17 protein-coding genes are annotated in these 19,089 nt (G+C 42.3%); all 17 read left to right on the top strand.

Annotated elements, in window-relative coordinates; all coding sequences use genetic code 11:
• The 17 genes from OQ289_RS20870 (at position 1) to OQ289_RS20790 (ending at position 19,087) form a co-directional block, all read left to right on the top strand.
• Positions 1-759 carry an ABC transporter ATP-binding protein gene (locus OQ289_RS20870; RefSeq protein ID WP_270088661.1) on the top strand — a complete coding sequence of 253 codons (759 nt, stop codon included), beginning with the start codon at positions 1-3 and terminating at the stop codon, positions 757-759.
• The gene (locus OQ289_RS20865) at positions 749-2,035 is read left to right on the top strand and encodes an ABC transporter permease (protein ID WP_270088660.1); all 1,287 of its coding nucleotides are present in this window, start codon (positions 749-751) and stop codon (positions 2,033-2,035) included. Before OQ289_RS20870 ends, OQ289_RS20865 begins: the two co-directional genes overlap by 11 nt.
• Positions 2,010-2,462 carry an acyl-CoA thioesterase gene (locus tag OQ289_RS20860; RefSeq protein ID WP_270088659.1) on the top strand — a complete coding sequence of 151 codons (453 nt, stop codon included), beginning with the start codon at positions 2,010-2,012 and terminating at the stop codon, positions 2,460-2,462. The genes OQ289_RS20865 and OQ289_RS20860 overlap by 26 nt, the downstream gene beginning before the upstream one ends.
• Positions 2,429-3,583 carry a beta-ketoacyl synthase N-terminal-like domain-containing protein gene (locus OQ289_RS20855; RefSeq protein WP_270088658.1) on the top strand — a complete coding sequence of 385 codons (1,155 nt, stop codon included), beginning with the start codon at positions 2,429-2,431 and terminating at the stop codon, positions 3,581-3,583. The genes OQ289_RS20860 and OQ289_RS20855 overlap by 34 nt, the downstream gene beginning before the upstream one ends.
• Positions 3,576-4,184 (top strand): hypothetical protein, encoded by a 609-nt coding sequence (locus tag OQ289_RS20850; RefSeq protein WP_270088657.1) that lies wholly within the window; start codon positions 3,576-3,578, stop codon positions 4,182-4,184. The genes OQ289_RS20855 and OQ289_RS20850 overlap by 8 nt, the downstream gene beginning before the upstream one ends.
• A 6-nt stretch (positions 4,185-4,190) precedes the next feature.
• Complete coding sequence (locus OQ289_RS20845; protein ID WP_033565591.1) at positions 4,191-4,448, top strand: phosphopantetheine-binding protein; 258 nt, start codon at positions 4,191-4,193, stop codon at positions 4,446-4,448.
• A gap of 10 nt (positions 4,449-4,458) precedes the next feature.
• Positions 4,459-6,756: a beta-ketoacyl-[acyl-carrier-protein] synthase family protein gene (locus OQ289_RS20840; RefSeq protein ID WP_270088656.1), complete on the top strand. Its 2,298-nt coding sequence runs from the start codon at positions 4,459-4,461 to the stop codon at positions 6,754-6,756.
• Positions 6,750-7,526 (top strand): polysaccharide deacetylase family protein, encoded by a 777-nt coding sequence (locus OQ289_RS20835; RefSeq protein WP_270088655.1) that lies wholly within the window; start codon positions 6,750-6,752, stop codon positions 7,524-7,526. Before OQ289_RS20840 ends, OQ289_RS20835 begins: the two co-directional genes overlap by 7 nt.
• On the top strand, positions 7,516-8,145 hold the full coding sequence (locus OQ289_RS20830; RefSeq protein WP_270088654.1) for a LolA family protein: 630 nt from the start codon (positions 7,516-7,518) through the stop codon (positions 8,143-8,145). Before OQ289_RS20835 ends, OQ289_RS20830 begins: the two co-directional genes overlap by 11 nt.
• Complete coding sequence (locus OQ289_RS20825; RefSeq protein ID WP_270088653.1) at positions 8,111-8,740, top strand: hypothetical protein; 630 nt, start codon at positions 8,111-8,113, stop codon at positions 8,738-8,740. The genes OQ289_RS20830 and OQ289_RS20825 overlap by 35 nt, the downstream gene beginning before the upstream one ends.
• A gap of 93 nt (positions 8,741-8,833) precedes the next feature.
• A complete protein-coding gene (locus OQ289_RS20820; RefSeq protein ID WP_270088652.1) occupies positions 8,834-9,205 on the top strand; it encodes a hypothetical protein in 372 nt (123 codons plus the stop codon).
• 1 nt (position 9,206) lies between these two features.
• A complete protein-coding gene (locus tag OQ289_RS20815) occupies positions 9,207-9,689 on the top strand; it encodes a hypothetical protein (protein ID WP_270088651.1) in 483 nt (160 codons plus the stop codon).
• A 4-nt stretch (positions 9,690-9,693) separates the two neighbouring features.
• Positions 9,694-10,881, top strand: a complete 1,188-nt coding sequence (locus OQ289_RS20810; protein ID WP_270088650.1) for a DUF2062 domain-containing protein — start codon at positions 9,694-9,696, stop codon at positions 10,879-10,881.
• Positions 10,881-14,558 carry a 1-acyl-sn-glycerol-3-phosphate acyltransferase gene (locus OQ289_RS20805; RefSeq protein WP_270088649.1) on the top strand — a complete coding sequence of 1,226 codons (3,678 nt, stop codon included), beginning with the start codon at positions 10,881-10,883 and terminating at the stop codon, positions 14,556-14,558. Before OQ289_RS20810 ends, OQ289_RS20805 begins: the two co-directional genes overlap by 1 nt.
• Positions 14,551-16,068, top strand: coding sequence for a phytoene desaturase family protein (locus tag OQ289_RS20800; protein ID WP_270088648.1), 1,518 nt, complete (start codon positions 14,551-14,553; stop codon positions 16,066-16,068). The genes OQ289_RS20805 and OQ289_RS20800 overlap by 8 nt, the downstream gene beginning before the upstream one ends.
• A complete protein-coding gene (locus tag OQ289_RS20795; RefSeq protein ID WP_270088647.1) occupies positions 16,061-17,734 on the top strand; it encodes a C45 family autoproteolytic acyltransferase/hydolase in 1,674 nt (557 codons plus the stop codon). The genes OQ289_RS20800 and OQ289_RS20795 overlap by 8 nt, the downstream gene beginning before the upstream one ends.
• 54 nt (positions 17,735-17,788) lie before the next feature.
• A complete protein-coding gene (locus OQ289_RS20790; protein ID WP_270088646.1) occupies positions 17,789-19,087 on the top strand; it encodes a phenylacetate--CoA ligase family protein in 1,299 nt (432 codons plus the stop codon).
• Positions 19,088-19,089: the final 2 nt, after the last annotated feature.

The raw sequence follows: 19,089 nt of genomic DNA, 5'->3' as shown, positions 1-19,089 counted from the left end.
ATGTCAAGTTTGCCAATCATCCATATTGATAAGATTTCAAAAAAGTATAAAGATGCCGATGTATTTGCGTTGCAAGATTTGAGCTTACAGATTCCCGAGGGGGAAATATATGGGCTTCTTGGCCCTAATGGTGCAGGCAAAACTACTCTTATCTCTATCTTATGCGGTTTGTTGAGACCTACATCTGGCCGCTTTACCATAGATGGTCTACATTACAGCGATAGGGGTATGGCCATAAAAAAAATTATAGGCGTAGTCCCGCAGGAGTATGCATTATATCCGACACTTACAGCAAAGGAAAATTTGGTGTATTTTGGAAGTATGTATGGCCTGAAGGGACATGAGTTGAATCAACGAGTTGATATCTTATTAACGAAGATGGGTCTGGAGAAGTTTGCTAACAAATGTGTAGACACGTTTTCGGGAGGTATGAAACGGCGGGTTAATCTGCTGGCTGGTGTAATACATCAGCCCAAAGTGCTGTTTCTGGATGAACCGACTGTAGGAGTAGACGTCCAATCCAAAAATGCAATCCTTCAGTTCCTTAAAGAGATTAATGCACAAGGTACGAGCATCATTTATACATCCCATCATCTAGTAGAAGCACAGGATTTTTGTACCTGTTTGTCCATTATTGATCAAGGGCAAATCCTTCGCACCGGGACGCCCCAAGAGTTGGTTGCAGCGTTGCCCAATGCGCGCAATCTAGAGGATGTATTCATACAGTTGACAGGAAAGGAGTTACGCGATGCTATATAAATTAGGACAATCTATTGTCAAAGAATACTTGCTACTAAAGCGTGATTTCGGTGGGTTGGTCATTCTATTTGTGATGCCGTTGGTGTTGGTAATTACTGTCACTTTGATCCAGCAGGATAGTTTTGATGCAATATCTGAGCGGAAGATTCCCGTACTGCTGGTCGATGAGGATCAAGATACAGTCGCTAAGACTATCCAATTGCAGTTGGAGCAATCCAATGCACTCCAAATCGTGACTACCCTGGACGGGAGAAAGCTGACCGAGCAAGCTGCAAGAGAAGCTGTCAATAGTGGAGCTTTTCAGTTGGCAATCATACTACCCAAGTATCTGACCCGTGATTTGAATATTAAAGTGAGCCAGAATGTGGAAAGTATTTTGGGAGAATATAGTCTAACAGAGGTAGATTCTACGCTTTTAAAGACAAAAGTCTCGGGTAAGGAGATTAAACTTTTTTTTGACCCAGCTACGCAAATGGCATTTAAGAACGAAGTCAAAAATGGAATTGACAAATTGATTTCGGGAATCGAAACTAAGCAGATTTATCGAGCTTTTCAAGATCAATTGGGGGATGGCAATACCCAAAAAACCATCCAACCGCAAAATTTTATTACCTTCAAAGAAGCTAGTCCAAAGATAGGGAAGCAGGAAGTGATACCCAATGCCGTACAACACAATGTTCCAGCTTGGTCATTGTTTGCCATATTCTTTGTTATTGTCCCTTTATCGATTAACATCGTCAAGGAGAAAAGCCAAGGAACATTCATTCGCTTGATCACTAACCCCATCCCGTATTGGATGTTGATTGCCGGAAAGACCGTCACTTACCTGGTCATCTGTCTTGTTCAATTTTACCTGATGCTGTTGATGGGTGTCTTTGTATTCCCATACTTCGGTTTGCCGGCCCTGGATATATCGGGCAGGCTGATGCTGATGACAGTAGTGACTATCTTTGCGGGCTTGGCTGCGATAGGGCTCGGACTGCTGTTGGGAACTATTGCTAAGACACAAGAGCAATCTGCACCTTTTGGTGCAACGCTGGTGGTTATTCTCGCTGCTGTAGGTGGCATATGGGTGCCTGTATTTGCGATGCCCCATATAATGCAGTATGTAGCCAAGATATCACCTATGAACTGGGCATTACAAGGCTTTTATGATATAATATTACGTCATTCTGGCCTTCTGGAAGTTATTCCAGAGATAATTTTGTTATTTTTATTTTTTGTATTGATGGTCGCGGTTGCGGTAGGTTATGATAAGAAGAAGAGATTTGTATAAGGAAATTCCTGAATTGACGGTTTCTAAAGAAATACGAGTTCGGTTTAATGAAACGGATCCCCTTGGTATCGTATGGCATGGCTACTATATTACCTATTTTGAAGATGGTCGCGAGGCTTTCGGCCGCGAGCATGGCATTTCCTATTTAGATGTACAGGCTGCGGGATACACCACACCCATTGTCAAGTCGGTTTGCGAGCACAAGCTTGCTTTAAAATATGGAGATGTGGCACGTATTGAAACCACTTATGTCGATGCGCTTGCCGCTAAAATGGTATTTAGATATAAAATCTTCAATACACTTGGAGAAGTCGTATGCACTGGGGAGACTGTTCAGGTCTTTCTGGACAAAGACGGCAATTTGGTACTCAATACACCTCCGTTTATAGAAGAATGGAAACAGAAAAAAGGATTGTTGACACCATGAGGAGTGTGTATATCGACAAGGTAAATTGTATCACTCCGCTAGGACTGGATATAGAGAAGTCTTGGCAGGCCTTATTAGCGGGAGCCTCTGGAATTGGTCGTGTACAGCGTATGGGTAATTTCTCAGACTTTTATGCTGCTACTATCTCTAACGATGATATTAATCCATGCTTTGAAGCGTTGCCGACCCTTGGAATGTCTTTTTCCAGATTGGAAAAGATGATGATATTGGCACTTGCTCCTATTTTGGAAGGGAAGAAGATTTCCAGTAGGACTGGCTTGGTCATCTCAACTACGAAAGGAAATATAGAAGCGCTGCAACGGGGAGACGTAGTAGGCGCGCAGCTATCGAACTCTTCGCACCGTATTGCTCAATATTTTGGACTAGAGACCACTCCTATTATCGTCAGTAATGCATGTATATCCGGGCTACTCGCGGTTATGATAGGGCGTCGGATGATGCTGATGGGGCGATATGATGAAGTGTATGTCGTCGCTGGAGATGAGGTCACTGAGTTTGTCGTATCCGGGTTTAATTCCTTCCAAGCAATGAGTAGCCGGCCCTGTCGTCCTTATGACATAGATAGAGATGGCGTCACATTGGGCGAGGCCACCGCCGCCCTTTCTCTTTCTTTAAATACTGGAAATATAGCCATTTTAGGAGACGCGAGTATCAACGATGCAAATCATATATCAGGACCATCTCGTACAGGAGAAGGCCTTTATCGGAGCATTAAGGGAGCGCTGGGCGAAGCTGGAATAGCCGCTAGTGAAGTAGACTGTATCTCAGCGCATGGTACTGCAACCATCTATAATGATGAGATGGAGTCTATAGCTATTGATAGAATGGGCTTGTCAAAAGTGGCTGTCAATAGTCTGAAAGGTTATTTTGGACATACCTTGGGGTGTTCAGGACTCTTAGAACTGATTATGTTGGTCAAGAGTCTATCTGATAATATCGTACTACCAACTAAGGGATTACATACCATAGGCGTGAGCGGGAGCATGACGCTGCCGCAGGAACTATTAACAAAGCCTTTAACCATCGGTATAAAGACGGCATCAGGCTTTGGCGGAAGCAATGCGGCTATGGTATTGAGAAAGGTGGGCCATCATGTATAGTCCTCATGCAATATTACACTGGGGGTCTTTGGCAAATGGACAGATTTACTTGGATGGCGACAAGGTATTTGAAGCCGAGGACACTGGGTTTGCTGATTTTGCAAGACGCGCCTATCAATTTATGGAAATTAGCTATCCTAAATTCCATAAAATGGATGCTTTGAGTAAATTAGCATTTTTAGGAGCGGAAGTCTTGCTGGGAACTGCTGAATTCGAGGATAAAGACGTCGCCCTATTGTTTATGAATAAATCGGGGAGCCTAGATACCGACATTCGGCATCAGGAAAGTATCAGCTCTCCCGATGGATATTTTCCCAGTCCAGCAGTCTTTGTATACACCTTGGCAAATATCTGTTTGGGTGAGGTCAGTATACGCCATCAGTTTCAGACAGAAAGCTGCTTTTTTGTAAGCGATACTTTTGATGCAGATTTGCTGTATAATTACGCAGAATATTTGCTCCAAAGTGGAAAGTGCAAGAAAGTCTTGTGCGCTTGGGTAGAATATCTGCAAGATGATTACAGTGCTGTATTTTATCTTGTAGGGCAGGGAACGAGTTTAGAACACCATATTAACGAAATAAGAAAAATTGTAATACAATAACATAAGATGGAAGCATTAAAAAGTGAATTGAAGAATAAAATTATTGAAGTCTTGAATTTAGAAGAAATTACGCCTGCAGATATCAATGACCACGATCCCTTATTTGGAGATGGACTAGGATTGGATTCTATAGACGCACTAGAGCTTATCGTATTGATGGACAAAGATTATGGAATCAAGTTGAGCGATCCCAAAGAAGGAAGGAATATCTTCAAATCAGTTGAGACTATGGCTAGCTATATTGCTGAACACCGTACAAAATAAATACAACTACATGGGGAAGCGTGTTGCTATAACGGGTATGGGAATAGTATCCGCTATCGGTATGACGGTAGAGGAAAACTTTGCTGCGTTGACCAGTGGACTGAAAGGTATCTCGACGATTGAAAATATAGATACTATCCATCGGGATGAAATCAAGGTGGGTGAGATTAAGTTGACCAATCAGGAATTGGTTGCACTCTTGGGATTACCTGCAGACCATTCGTTTACACGAACCTCTTTATTGGGAGCCTTGGCCGCAAAACAGGCCGTCATAGACGCAGGCCTGAATGATTTAGGGGATGGCCGTACGGGCTTTATTTCGGCTACAAGTGTAGGCGGGATGGATGCCACAGAGCAGTATTTCTACGAATATTTTGACAACCCTGAGGTTCAAAAATATATCCTAAGTCATGATGCCGGAGACTCCTCACTAAAGATTGCCGATTACCTAGGCTTGAAGGGGTATGTCACGACACTCAGTACCGCCTGCTCATCTGCTGCCAATGCCATTCTATTAGGGGCGCGAATGATTAAATCAGGACGCCTGGATCGTGTTATTGTCGGAGGCACAGATGCATTGTCTAAATTTACCATCAATGGATTTAAGACTTTGATGATCTTAAGCGATACTTACAATACCCCATTCGATCAGCATCGTAACGGGCTCAATCTCGGAGAGGCAGCCGCATATTTAGTATTGGAGGATGGTGATAAGATTGACGAACATCGAATATTGGGCTATGTCAGCGGATATGCCAATACGAATGACGCCTATCACCAGACCGCTTCCTCTGAGTATGGGGATGGAGCATATATGGCCATGCAAAAGGCTTTAGAGGTAGCCGGTATAGACCATCAAAGTTTTGATTACATCAATGCACATGGCACAGCGACTCCTAACAACGATTTGTCTGAAGGACGGGCACTGAAGCGGGTGTTTGGCGAGCAAGTCCCAGATTTTAGTTCCACGAAGGCTTACACGGGGCATACGTTGGCTGCTGCTGCTGCAATTGAAGCGGTATATAGTGTATTGGCGCTACAGCATGGAGTGGTATTTCCGAATTTGAATTGGAGTACCCCTATGGAAGAGTTGGACCTGCTACCGCAGATTAATCTTAGGTACAAAAAGATTGACCACGTACTGTCCAATTCTTTTGGATTTGGAGGCAATTGCTCTACGTTAATTTTTTCGAGATGCATTCCGAAGACCGAAACATTGTCTCCCTCAGATGGCAAACTTGCCGCGCATGAAGATGACAAGGACAAACCCATTCGACAGGATGTGGGTATCTACATCAATGGAATAGGAGCTGTATCGGCACAGGCAGAAGGCCATTTGTTGGAACAATGTAGACCACTTGAAGATATAGTCAATTATGTAAACCATCCATCTTACAAAGAATTAATTATCCCAGCAATGATTCGTAGGATGGCCAAAGGAGTCAAGATGGGTATCTACGCAGCTCAGGAAGCACTAGATGAGGCTGGTATTGCTAACCCAGATGCAATTCTAGTAGGGACAGGAATGGGATGCCTGGAAGATTCCGAAAAATTCCTCAAAACAATCTTGGATAATAAGGAAGAGTTTTTGACCCCTACATCTTTTATTCAGTCCACGCACAATACGGTAGCCGCACAGATTGGACTTCGGCTCAAATGTTATGGCCCTAACTTGACTTATGTTAATGGTGTTTCGTCCTTTGAATCGGCTCTTTTGGATGCGTCAATGGCATTGGAGAGCGGAGAGTATAGACACACTCTGGTCGGAGGGGTGGATGAAATTGCAGATTATACATTGCGTTTGTTGCAGCTTATTGGTCGTGTCAAGAAACATAGTTCTGACTCATTTGGGGTACGATATGGTGAAGGAGCAACATTTTTTGTCCTCTCTGACGAACGCACGCCCACGAGCTATGCGCAGGTATGTGACATCGCTATTCAAAATACAATCGAATCCGAAGAATTGGCTGATTTTGTAGCCATGTTCTTAAATAGAAATAACCTCCAGGTCTCCGATATTGATGTATTCTTGCATGGGCAGGATTCTGAAACTTCTTCAGATGCTTATGATGGAAAGATGGCAGATTTGCTGGCTGAAAGTACGCATATTAAGTTTAAAAAATATACTGCCGCGTATGATGTAGCATCTGCTTTCGCTTTACAGATGGCTGCCCAGATATTAAAATCACAGCATATCCCATCAGACATGACGGACAATAACGTAGTACGGCCAACTATACAGTACATCTTGATCTATAATCAATCTTTTGGTCGAGATCATAGTCTTACCCTACTATCTTCATGTTAAAGCATCGGTATATTAGGTTGGCTTTTGGCTTTAGCTTGGTCGTTACGGGACTGCTTTGCTATCGGTATGCCTACCCGATATGGTGGCTCGTGATTTGTCTGCTTGTATTTGTGGGGCTTACGGTATGGGGAGTGTTCGATATTCGACTAAGTTATTTCACTACAGTGCGATACAAAATGAAGGATGTTACAGCACCCATTATTGCATTAACCTTTGACGATGGTCCTACCCCCTATACTGCCGAAGTGCTCGATCTCTTGAAGAAATATGATGCGAAGGCTACCTTTTTTTGTATAGGAAAGCAGGTAGAGGCCTATCCTGAGTTGACCAAGAGAATTGTCCAAGAGGGACATTTGATAGGCAACCACACCTTTACTCATTCCAATAAAACAGGTTTTTTTTCGGTCGAACAACTGCAACACGAGTTGAAGATGACAAATGACTGTCTGGCGGATAAGATAGGTCAACGGCCCAAATTATTTCGCCCCCCTTTTGGCGTGACTAATCCTTCCATTGCTTTGGTAGTCAAAGATATGGCGATGGATACGATTGGATGGAGCATCCGCTCGTTGGACACGGTGATAGGAGACCCTATTCGTGTATACAAGCGGATTACATCCCGCTTGAGGCCAGGTGATATTGTGCTGATGCATGATACCTCTGCCTTGACCGTGTCTGTATTGAATGAATTACTGAAATTTTTGCATCACCGTAAGTTCCAGTTGTTGACGGTGGACAATCTTTTAAATGTTAAAGGATATGAAGATTAAAATAGCAATCACAGCCTTCGCGTTACTCTTCGCTTTTGCAGTAGTTGGGCAGGAGAAAGCAATGAGTGCGAATGAAATGGCTGCTTTTAAGCAGGCTGTGTTGAATGAATCAAAATCAATCAAGACCCTTTCTTCGGACTTTGTCCAGTATAAGCATGTGTCTTTTATGTCCAAACCTATTGAATCCACTGGGAAAATGTATCTCAAATCACCCAATATGTTAGCGTGGAGGTATGTGAAGCCTGTCTCATATAGTACCATCTTCAAGAATAATAAGATGTATGTGGACAATCAAGGAAAAAAGAGCAATATCGATCTCGGGGCAAACCGGAAGTTTGAACAGATGAATGAAATGATCATCGGCAGCGTAAGCGGGAATATGTTTAACAGTGCCGCGTTTGATATCAGCTATTTTAAGGTGGGCACACAGCATCTGGCTAAATTTGTTCCCAAATCTAAGGAACTGAAAAAATATATGAAGCAGATTGTCTTATATTTTGACAGCAATCACCAAGTCAATGAGGTTAAATTAGTCGAGCCTACAGATGATTTTACACGGTTGGTGTTCAAGAATAGAGTAGTAAATGGAAAAGTTGACGATTCGGTGTTTAATAATTAGTGGTTTACTCTTCACCTTGACCTCTTGTCGATCTTATCAGCTTGCTGATGTGATTTCACAAGAACCCACTGAACGTGAGATTGTCAATCCGTATTTTTCGACCTTAGAAACTGATTATATCTATCGCGCCCATGTGGAGATCTATGGAAGGGAGCTGTCTGGGCTGTTTATCGTCAAACGCATGGATAGTGTGACACACCGGATGGTCCTCACAACTGATTTTGGAAATACGCTCGTAGACCTGACCATCGGAAATCATGTATTCAAGATTAATTACGTCATGGAGGAGCTCGATCGGAAAATGGTGCTGAACATGTTGCACGAAGATTTTAAGACTTTATTATCTCCCCATCAACATGCTGTCGTACACCATGCGTTGGTAACCCAAGATGCCTATCAAGTCAAGGAAAAGTCAAATACCTATTACTTTATGGATAAGGAGTCTGGATTTTTATCAAAAATTGTGAAGGCCTCTAAGCGGAAAGAGCAGGTCGTTTACGAATTTGAGACATCCAATGGAAAGACTGCGGATCAAATTGACATTACACATAAAACCATTCGGCTGAAGATTAGTTTGACAAAGACCGTCCTGTAATGAGTTTTGCAGAAAACTTAATATATGGATACCGATAATTTTATAGGGATTGTATCCAAACATTGTATCTTTGAAACTTAAATTGCGATTACCATGTTATTGACTGATTTTTATAGACTTGATTCGTTGACACAGATAGATGCGCAAAAGCACGTTGCAAAGATTCGTTTAAATAAGGATAACGATATCTTCAAGGGCCATTTTCCGGATAATCCGGTCACGCCCGGAGTGTGTATGATGCAAATCATAAAGGAGATTGTTGAACAAATTGTTGAGCAGACGTTGTTTATGGAACAATCTTCCAATGTGAAGTTCATGGCAATCATCAATCCAGAAATAAATCCAGAATTGATTTTGGACATCGATATCAAAGGAGATGCAGATATAGGGTACCAAGTTAAGAATACAAGCCGTTTTGGTGAGACAGTAGCATTGAAGTTATCTTTGAATTTTAAATGCATATAGTATGAAGGTGTTGCTTGTTTGTTTTTTTTTCATTTTTAGTCAATCAGGTACTGAGCTGACTACTATTCGCGAGAATTTTAAGAAGTCTGCAGCTTCTAAGACTGCGGCAGATGAATTCTACGCGTCCCTTCAGGATTATAATAAGTCAAATGCCACCATACAGGGGTATCAGGCCTCTTCAAAGATGGTTAAAGCACGCTATGAACAAGGCAAGGAGAAGAAAAAAAAGCTTTTTACGGAAGGAGCAAAGACATTAGCCACGCTTATTGATTCGAATCCATCCAATGTGGAAATCCGGTTGATACGCTTAGCTATGCAGGAGCATAGTCCTAAAGTATTAAAATATAAGTCCGAAATCGCTAATGATAAATCTGAAATTATAGCGTTATACAGTAAGCAGTCCTCAGGATTGAAAAGCTTGATAAAAGATTATGCAAATCAATCTAAGGTATTTAGCGAAGTCGAGAAGAAGAAACTAAATTAGAGGTATGGGGGAGTTCAGTAGTCATTTGACGGATAAATGTGAGCAGGATATCTGTATTATTGTACCAACATATAATAATGAACGGACACTTGCCCGTGTATTGGACGAAGTGCTTGCGTACTCGCTACCCATTATCGTAATCAACGATGGGTCCACGGATACTACTCCTTTTATACTCCAACAGTATCCACAGATTAAGCAACTTCATCTCCCTACGAACAAGGGAAAAGGAAATGCGCTACGAGTAGGATTTGCACAGGCCAAGGCACTGGGGTATGATTATGCTATTACCATAGACTCGGATGGTCAACACTTTGCGAAGGACATTCCAGCATTTATATCTGAGATTCAAGGACGTCAGCACCCCGTTCTTCTGATTGGAAGTCGCAATATGACACATGAATCAGTCCCAAAGAACAGCAGTTTTGGGAATCGGTTTTCGAATTTCTGGTTTTGGTTTGAGACAGGAATTAAACTGACTGATACACAATCCGGCTTTAGAGCTTATCCATTGGCAGCATTGCCCTCCAGGTTATACACCGATAAGTTTGAATTTGAGATTGAAGTCATTGTCCGTGCCGCATGGAAAGGTATTGAGGTGAAGAATGTACCCATTGAGGTGCTTTATGATCCGGAGGAACGGGTTTCACATTTTAGGCCCTTTAAGGATTTTGTGCGAATCAGCATCCTGAATACCGTGTTGGTCTGCATTACCTTACTGTGGATCAAGCCGAGAGATTTCTTTCTCAACTTTAAAAAAAAAAGTTTTAGAACCTTTTTAAGAGAAGATGTTTGGGGGACCACGGATTCTCCACTTACTAAATCTTTCTCCATAGCATTGGGCGTGTTTATGGGAATTGCCCCATTTTGGGGATTTCAAACAGCGATTGTAATTACCCTGGCAATCGCTTTTCGGTTGAATAAGGGATTGGCATTCTTGTTTTCTAATATCAGTATTCCACCTTTTATTCCTGTAATTGTATATGGGTCTTTACAGACAGGGGCCCTCTTGTTGGGCGACGGGTTTGATCCTTTTTATGCCTTTGAACTCAATTGGCAGGGATTAAAGGAGCATGCGGTACAATATGTGGTCGGTAGCTTTACGTTAGCTTTGGGGGCTGCATCATTGTTCGGTGTCGCCAGTTTTGTTTTATTCTCGATATGCAGTCGAAAAATTAATTTATCTGAATAATGCATCGTCTGTTTTACGGCATATATAAGTTTGTAGATCAGCATAAACTGGTGTCTATCGGTGTGGCGCTAGCTTTTTTGCTAGGAACTGGAATCGTGGCTTCCAAGATTCAATTTGAAGAGGATATTACCCGTATTATCCCCAAGAGTGAACGTAGCGATATGACCTCTAAGGTCTTGAAGCAACTCAATTTTTCAGATAAGATTGCGGTTATTATTGAAAATAGAGCACCCGAACAGACAACTGAGTTGTCCGATATCGCAGATGCTTTCCTAGATTCCCTATCCACTCTTAGCAACTATTACACATCTGTGCAAGGTCGGGTAGGACAAGAGGATGTCGAGCAGACAATTGATTTTGTCTACCAGCATTTACCCCTATTTTTGGATTCGGCTGACTATAGTTTCATTCATCGGCGCTTATGGCCAGATAGTATCAAGAGTCAGGTAGCGGCTAATTTTAACAATTTAATCTCACCCAGTGGGATGGTCACGGGACGTTTTATTCAGCAAGACCCATTGGGATTGACTTGGATAGCTTTGCAGAAACTGCAAAAACAACATGTTGGCGATTATTTTATACTTCTAAACGATTATATCACCTCATCTGATTCGAGTGCGATTGTTCTATTTATCAGTCCCAAATACAGTGGTGCTGAGACTGCCCACAATACATTGTTTGTAAAAGGTCTCGAGCAAATCCGGGATAGCTTGAATACTACGTTCCAAGGAAAGACCGATATTTCGTACTTCGGAGCTTCATTAGTAGCGGTGGCGAATGCCAAACAGATCAAAAGTGACATCGTCACTACGGTATTGATTTCGATGTCGGTACTCATGGTACTCCTGATTGTTTTTTACAGGCGACTACTCGTTCCGGTTCTTATTTTTATTCCGACTATTTTTTCGAGTGTTTTTGCCATTGCGTGTCTAGCGTTGCTCAAACCAACAATATCGGCCATATCATTAAGTATTGGAGCTGTGCTTATCGGCATCACAATTGACTATGCCCTGCATATATTAACCCATTATAAACGGCAAACGTCGATCGAAAGCCTATTTAAAGAAATAACGAAGCCTTTGATTATGAGTAGTGCCACCAATGCTGTGGTATTTTTGTGCCTGCTCTTTGTAAAATCTGAAGCTTTGGTCGATCTTGGAATTTTTGCATCTATCAATATATTCTTCTCCGCTATTTTTTCGCTGGTTATCATACCGCATCTGTATAAACCAAAGCAGGAATTGGAGCGCTCTTCCTGGATAGATAGATTGGCTCGATTTCCTTTTGATAAAAGTAAGGTCCTCATCGGGGCATGCTTGATTCTGATTGTAGCGAGCTGTTTTACTTTCGACAAGGTGCAGTTCAATAACGATTTATCTTCGCTCAATTATTTTCCAAAAGCACTTAAGCAAGCCGAGCTGAAATTGGATACACTCGCCGCATCGGCAGAGAAATCAGTGTATGTCGTGTCATATGGAACCAGTTTCGATGAGGCGATGGATCGCCACAGCGCATTGACAACAGTGCTGAAGGAGCAGAAGGCTACGGGAGCAATTGTGAATTATTCAGGTGTGGGGGAATTGGTGATGTCATCAGCAACACAAAAATTAAAATATAGTAATTGGACACACTTTTGGCAGGTCAATAGATTTGATGCCGTCAAGCGAGAACTGATAGCCGCTGGACAACACTATGGTTTTAAGACTAATGCGCATCAGTCGTTCTATGAAATGGTCGAAAAGAAACCAGACCGCTTACTGTCTTTTGCTGATTATCAGTTGGTAGATGCGATGGGCGTAAAGGAATTTGTGTCTCACCAAGATGGCTTGTTCACAATAGCTGCTTTGGTGAAAATGGAGGAAAAGCAAAGGGATGCATTTGTTATACGCATAGAGCAGGAACCTTATACCATAGTGGTGGATCGGAAGAATTTGAGCGAGACATTTCTAGGACAGTTGAATGCAGATTTCAACAACCTGATTAATTATTCGTTTATAGCTATTCTGATTATTCTATGGCTCTTCTTCCGTCGTATCGAACTCGTCTTACTGAGCGCCATCCCGATTGGCTTGACAGCGCTTGTGACGGCTGGTTTGATGGGGATATTTGGTCTGGAGTTCAACATCTTTAGTGCCATCGTATGTACATTAGTATTCGGTCACGGGGTAGACTTTAGCATTTTCATGACAAGCGCACTTCAAAAGGAGTATACGGATGGAGAAGATGGATTGCCCGCATATCGGACCTCCATATTGCTGGCAGTATTGACTACTATCTTGGCGATAGGGGCATTGGTATTCGCAAAGCATCCGGCTTTGATTTCCATTTCGACGGTATCCCTAGTCGGAGTATTTGCCGCCGTAATTGTGACCTTTGTCTTCTATCCGATTTTGTTCCGGTCGTTCATTACTAACCGGGCGAGGAAGGGGCTTTCTCCTATTACGCTACGGTTATTCATTTTCAGTATTTTATTTTTTATCTACTACGGGTTTGCTACTCTGTTCTCGTCCCTTATCGGTCGGGTAGTGCTGAAAGGGCTTCCTATCTCGAAGCAACGTAGACAAGACCTATTTTCTAAGTTGATGGCAAAATACATGTGGTCGGTGCTACATCTCAATCCATTTGTCAAAAATAAATTCTTCAATCCCTATCAGGAGACTTTTGATAGACCGGCCGTTATTGTTGCCAACCATACCTCCTTTTTGGACACATTGACGATTGGACAGTATGCTTGGCGTATTATCTTTTTGGTCAACAAATGGGTGTGGAATTCGCCTGTATTCGGAAAGGTGGTGCGGGCAGCCGGATTTTATCCCGTCATGGACGGAGTGGAAGATAGTATAGACGTGCTGAAGGAAAAGATAGCAATGGGTTACTCGCTGATGGTCTTTCCTGAAGGGACACGTTCGTATGATAATACGGTCAAAAGATTCCATAAAGGCGCATTCTTTTTGGCAGAACGTCTGCAAGTGGATATTGTACCCATGTATATCCATGGGAATTCAGAGGTAATGCCCAAAGGTGATTTTGTCGTGTATGATGGAACAATTTCCGTCCGCATTGGAAAGCGTATTGCATATGACGATACGAGCATTGGCGACCAATATAGTATTCGCACCAAGCGCATTACGCAAATTTTTCGACAGGAATTCCAGGAACTCCGAACAACTCTGGAAAATGAAGACTATTTTAGAAAGAAACTGTTATTGAGTTATTTATATAAAGAGGAAGAAATCTATCAACAGGTCAAAAGGAATCTAACCCAGTATTCGAAGGAGTATTATGCTTTAAATAATGTTTTTGCGGCAGATGAGACTATCGTACATTGGGCTGCTGATCATGGAGAATTGGATTACCTGCTTCTCTTGCAGCAATCCGGTCGAAAAATATATAGCTATATAGCCAGTGAACAAAAGCGGCAGGTAGCCAAATTAAACTATTTGAAGATACACCGTCATTTGCACTTCACAGATTCTTTAGGAGAGCAGGCGAGCACACTATTGATATCCAAGCCTCTTTTGCCTGATGCAATAGAATTGGAAAAAATGGTGCGGTTTAGTAAAATTGTAATATTCCAAAATCAGGGAATTAGATTTTTACTTCCAAAAGCGGGGTATGTAGAGGAACACTCAGCGGGTGTAATTGCTGTTTTTAATAAAGCGAACGTCATTGGATAACAAGATTTACGATATCGTCATTGTTGGAAGTGGGCTGGGAGGCCTAGCCTCTTCTATTATTTTGGCCAAGGAGGGACTGTCTGTCTGTGTATTAGAGAAGAACAACCAATTTGGAGGTAATTTGCAGACATTCTCTCGCAATAAGACAATATTTGATACAGGTGTTCACTATCTTGGTGGGCTTGAAAAGGGGCAGAACCTATACCGTTATTTTGATTATTTAGGGATAGTGGACGAACTGAGATTGAAGCGGATGGATATGGATGGATACGATATCGTCACTTTTGGCATGGATAAAACCGTATATCCTCATGCACAGGGATATGATAATTTTGTCGAGCAACTAATTCCCCACTTTCCCGAAGAGGAGATTGCGCTGCGACGGTATGTCAAGGACCTTCAGGATACCTGCGCCATGTTTCCCCTCTACCATATTTCGACGGATCATCACTATGATGTAAATATCCTAGGCGTAAATGCCAAGTGCTATTTTGAGCAGTTGACCTCAAATGTTAAATTAAGAGCTGTATTGGCTGGTACTAGCTTGTTGTATGCTGGAGATGGTGACAAAACACCTTTTTACGTACATGCGCTTTCCGTCAATTCTTATATACAGTCGGCCTATCGATGTATAAATGGCGGAAGTCAGATTACGAAGTTGTTATTAAGAGAACTTCGAAAATCAGGAGGAGAGGCTTTTCGTAAAACCGAAATAGTCGATTTTGAAATTGTAGACAATAAAATTGTGAGCGTTGTATCCAAGGACGGGTTCCGTATCCAAGGGAAGCGATTTATCTCAAATATAGATCCCAAGACGACTTTGCAAATGATTGGGCGGGAACATTTTCGGAAGGCATACTACAGTCGCGTACAACAATTGCAGGTCACCACGTCTTCATTTAGTATCTTTTTGGTGTTGAAAAAGGATGTAATTCCCTATCGCAACAATAATCTATATTACTCGGATACCTATGACCAGGTCTGGAGTACGGATAGTCATGCAAGCAAATCCTGGCCGGCAAATTATATGCTGTCGATGGGTGTTTCTGTCGAAGATCAAATGTATGCGGATAGCATGACATGTATTACCTTTATGGATTATGAAGAGGTCAAGCAATGGGAGAATACCTATAATACAGTCTTGAAAGGCGGAGATCGGGATGATGCTTATCAACAATTTAAGCAGGAGAAGATAGATTGTTTTATCGATAAGGTAGAGGAACAATATCCTGGAATAAGAGAGGCCATTCGATACGCCTATGCTTCTACACCGTTGTCTTATCGCGATTATATCGGCGTCACACGTGGTAATCTATACGGACATGTAAAGGATTCTAACCATCCGCTCAAGCATTTCATTGCGCCAAAATCCAAGATTGAAAACCTATTTTTCACAGGTCAGGGGGTCAACATGCATGGCATCTTGGGGGTGACGATTGGAGCCGCAATTACCTGTTCCGAAATGCTGGGAGCAGATTATCTCATTCGTAAAATTGGGAATCATGTTTAAAGTCTCGATATGGCTATTGATGTCCTGTTTACTGCTGTCGTCCTGCAGTGTTAGGCATAAGCGGGATCTCCCCGATCTAAGTGTATTTTCGCAGCAAGATCAGCCATACTCCTTTGCCGTCCAGATAGACACCCTCAGAGCAATTGGGAATGATTTTCTAATTAAGAATAAATATGCAAATTGGGAATTGTATGTATCAGGCCCTCCTTTTGAGATCGGTAGCAAGATTGGTGCACTTACAGAAGATTTGTATCGTCAGCAAGATCAGATTTTCTTTGATAAATTAGAAGAATTTGTTCCTTCAAAGTTTAAGCAAAGGTGGTTGATGCACTTTATGAGGTGGTATAATCGAAAGCTGCCCCACTACATACCCGAAGAGTATAAGAAAGAGATATATGCCTTATCCCGCTATAGTGACCCCAAGTATGATTTTCTAGCGGATCAATATCGACGCGCACTCTATCTCCATGGAGCACATGATATTGGGCATTCTATGCAAGACCTAGCGGTTGTAGGCTGTTCCTCATTGGCTGTATGGGGTGACAACTCAGCAGATGGAGGACTACTCTTGGGACGCAATTTTGATTTTTATGTGGGGGACGAATTCGCCAAGAACAAATTGATCTCATTCATCCGGCCCGAACATGGAATTCCCTTTGCTTCGGTCTCTTGGCCTGGTATGATGGGCGTACTCTCAGGGATGAATCTGGAAGGATTGACGGTCACGATGAATGCAGGTAAATCTACCATACCATTGGTGGCGAGAGCGCCTATTTCTATTGTCGCAAGGGAGATTTTGCAGTATGCCACTAATCTAGAAGAAGCTATTGCCATCGCTAAAGATAAGCAGGTGTTCGTCTCAGAATCGCTGATGATTGGAAGTGCGGCGGACAATAGGGCGATTGTCATCGAGATATCGCCTAAAAAATTTGGTGTTTATGAAGTGGACAATGCAGATTATCTAATCTGTACGAATCATTTCCAAAGTGAGGAGTATGCACAGGATAAACGCAACCAGTTGCATATTCAGGAAAGCCATTCGCAATATCGATACGATAAAATCAATGACTTCGTATCCAATTCTGGGAAGTTGACTCCAGAGCAGGTCGTGGGGCTGTTGAGGGACACAAAAGGCAAAGAAGGCCAAGATATAGGATTGGGAAATGAGAAAGCTTTGAACCAATTATGGGCACATCATGCGGTCGTATTCCAACCGCAAAAGCGGAGATTTTGGGTCTCCACTCAACCTTATCAATTGGGAGCATTTACGGCCTACGATCTGACGGATATTTTTGGACAAGATTCGTTGACCTATACCTCTCAGTTGTTATCTTCAGCGACAATTGTAGCAGACACTACATGGAGTACACAAATGCTCGTGAACTTTGAACTATTCAAAGAACAGAGTCGGAAAATAGAGAATTGGATGGATAGTGGAAGCGAGATTTCAGAGATAGAATGGGAAGCTTACCAGCGATTAAATCCCGAATTGTGGAGCGTGTATTATCAAAAGGGGCAATATGATTACAGTCGTAAAGATTATATTCGTGCGAAGAAAGCGTTGGAAACAGCACTTTCAAAAGAGATTACGACCCTTCCAGCAAAGCGTAAAGTTGAACACCTACTCGAGAAGGTGGAGCGTAAGATTAGATCAAGCGATACTTAATAATGGGTGTTGATTTACAATAATAAATCGCCATTAGCAACCGAAGAAAAAGAAATGAAACCAACAATAGAATTCGATTCATTAACAGCCATCCAGAGGTATCAAGAAGATCTTTTGCAGGGACAATTGTTATATCTCCAACAACACTCGCCATTTTATCAGAAGCTGTTCAAAGACAATCAGATAGAGGTAGGAGATATCCAATCCCTCCACGACCTGGAGCGCATTCCGTTTACCAGCAAGGATGACTTGCAGCGGTGCAATGATGCGTTTTTGTGTGTACCGCTGACAAAGGTAGTAGACTATACCACTACATCAGGTACCCTAGGCGATCCCGTAACCTTTGGGCTGACAGATGGGGATCTGGATCGGCTTGCCCATAATGAAATGAAATCGTTTCAATGCGCAGGCGTACAACCTGGAGATATCATACAGTTGATGACCACTATGGACAGACGCTTCATGGCTGGACTGGCATATTTTCTAGGTGTTCGAAAATTAGGCGCGAGTATCATTAGGGTAGGCTCAGGTATACCCGAACTGCAGTGGGATTCGATAGTGAAATATAATCCCAAATATCTAATTGTAGTGCCGTCCTTTCTGCTCAAGTTGATTGAATACGCCGAGAAGAATGGTATTGATTATCGGAATAGCAGTGTAAGAGCCGCCATTTGTATAGGAGAATCTTTACGTACTGGGACATTAGAAGATGCGATCCTCACCCGTCGTATAAAAGAAAAATGGGATATCGAACTCTTTTCGACATATGCCTCCACAGAGATGGGAGCGGCATTTACCGAATGTGTTGCATTTCAAGGTGGGCATGTACAGCCCGACCTGATTATTACCGAAATCGTAGGTCAAGACGGTAATCCAGTGCCAGATGGGCAAGTAGGTGAGCTGGTCGTTACGACATTAGGGGTAGAAGCATTGCCTTTACTACGATTCAAAACGGGAGATATGGTCCGTAAGCATGTATCTACATGTTCCTGTGGAAGGTCTACCTATCGAATAGGACCGGTTGAAGGTCGCAAGCAGCATATGATTAAATACAAGGGAACCACGCTCTACCCTCCGGCGATGCACGACCTCTTAGCGTCATTTCCTGAATTAGAATTGCATTTGATTGAAATCATCGATAATGAAATCGGAACCGACGAGATTAATATTCGAATAGCGACAAAAGATGTAAGCGAAGATTTTCTCAATACAATCAAGGATCATTTTCGAGCAAAACTACGTGTAGCCCCACGAATCATTGTCGAACGATTTGAAGATCTTCATAAGATAGTTTTCAATCCCTTGAACCGAAAGCCCACTACCTTTATTGATAAGCGAGGAGTGGGAAAGTAGAA

This window comes from Sphingobacterium sp. SYP-B4668, assembly GCF_027627455.1.
Lineage (GTDB): Bacteria > Bacteroidota > Bacteroidia > Sphingobacteriales > Sphingobacteriaceae > Sphingobacterium.
Note: the sequence above shows the minus strand (reverse complement) of the source record. Positions and strands in the feature narration are given on the sequence as shown.

Excerpts from the sequence above, each read along its gene's own strand:
- OQ289_RS20805 (WP_270088649.1), top strand. The coding sequence starts at position 10,881 with ATGCATCGTCTGTTTTACGGCATATATAAGTTTGTAGATCAGCATAAA.
- OQ289_RS20845 (WP_033565591.1), top strand. The coding sequence starts at position 4,191 with ATGGAAGCATTAAAAAGTGAATTGAAGAATAAAATTATTGAAGTCTTG.
- OQ289_RS20835 (WP_270088655.1), top strand. The coding sequence starts at position 6,750 with ATGTTAAAGCATCGGTATATTAGGTTGGCTTTTGGCTTTAGCTTGGTC.
- OQ289_RS20830 (WP_270088654.1), top strand. The coding sequence starts at position 7,516 with ATGAAGATTAAAATAGCAATCACAGCCTTCGCGTTACTCTTCGCTTTT.
- OQ289_RS20820 (WP_270088652.1), top strand. The coding sequence starts at position 8,834 with ATGTTATTGACTGATTTTTATAGACTTGATTCGTTGACACAGATAGAT.
- OQ289_RS20865 (WP_270088660.1), top strand. The coding sequence starts at position 749 with ATGCTATATAAATTAGGACAATCTATTGTCAAAGAATACTTGCTACTA.
- OQ289_RS20870 (WP_270088661.1), top strand. The coding sequence starts at position 1 with ATGTCAAGTTTGCCAATCATCCATATTGATAAGATTTCAAAAAAGTAT.
- OQ289_RS20810 (WP_270088650.1), top strand. The coding sequence starts at position 9,694 with ATGGGGGAGTTCAGTAGTCATTTGACGGATAAATGTGAGCAGGATATC.
- OQ289_RS20790 (WP_270088646.1), top strand. The coding sequence starts at position 17,789 with ATGAAACCAACAATAGAATTCGATTCATTAACAGCCATCCAGAGGTAT.
- OQ289_RS20840 (WP_270088656.1), top strand. The coding sequence starts at position 4,459 with ATGGGGAAGCGTGTTGCTATAACGGGTATGGGAATAGTATCCGCTATC.
- OQ289_RS20860 (WP_270088659.1), top strand. The coding sequence starts at position 2,010 with ATGATAAGAAGAAGAGATTTGTATAAGGAAATTCCTGAATTGACGGTT.
- OQ289_RS20795 (WP_270088647.1), top strand. The coding sequence starts at position 16,061 with ATGTTTAAAGTCTCGATATGGCTATTGATGTCCTGTTTACTGCTGTCG.
- OQ289_RS20850 (WP_270088657.1), top strand. The coding sequence starts at position 3,576 with ATGTATAGTCCTCATGCAATATTACACTGGGGGTCTTTGGCAAATGGA.
- OQ289_RS20815 (WP_270088651.1), top strand. The coding sequence starts at position 9,207 with ATGAAGGTGTTGCTTGTTTGTTTTTTTTTCATTTTTAGTCAATCAGGT.
- OQ289_RS20825 (WP_270088653.1), top strand. The coding sequence starts at position 8,111 with ATGGAAAAGTTGACGATTCGGTGTTTAATAATTAGTGGTTTACTCTTC.
- OQ289_RS20855 (WP_270088658.1), top strand. The coding sequence starts at position 2,429 with ATGGAAACAGAAAAAAGGATTGTTGACACCATGAGGAGTGTGTATATC.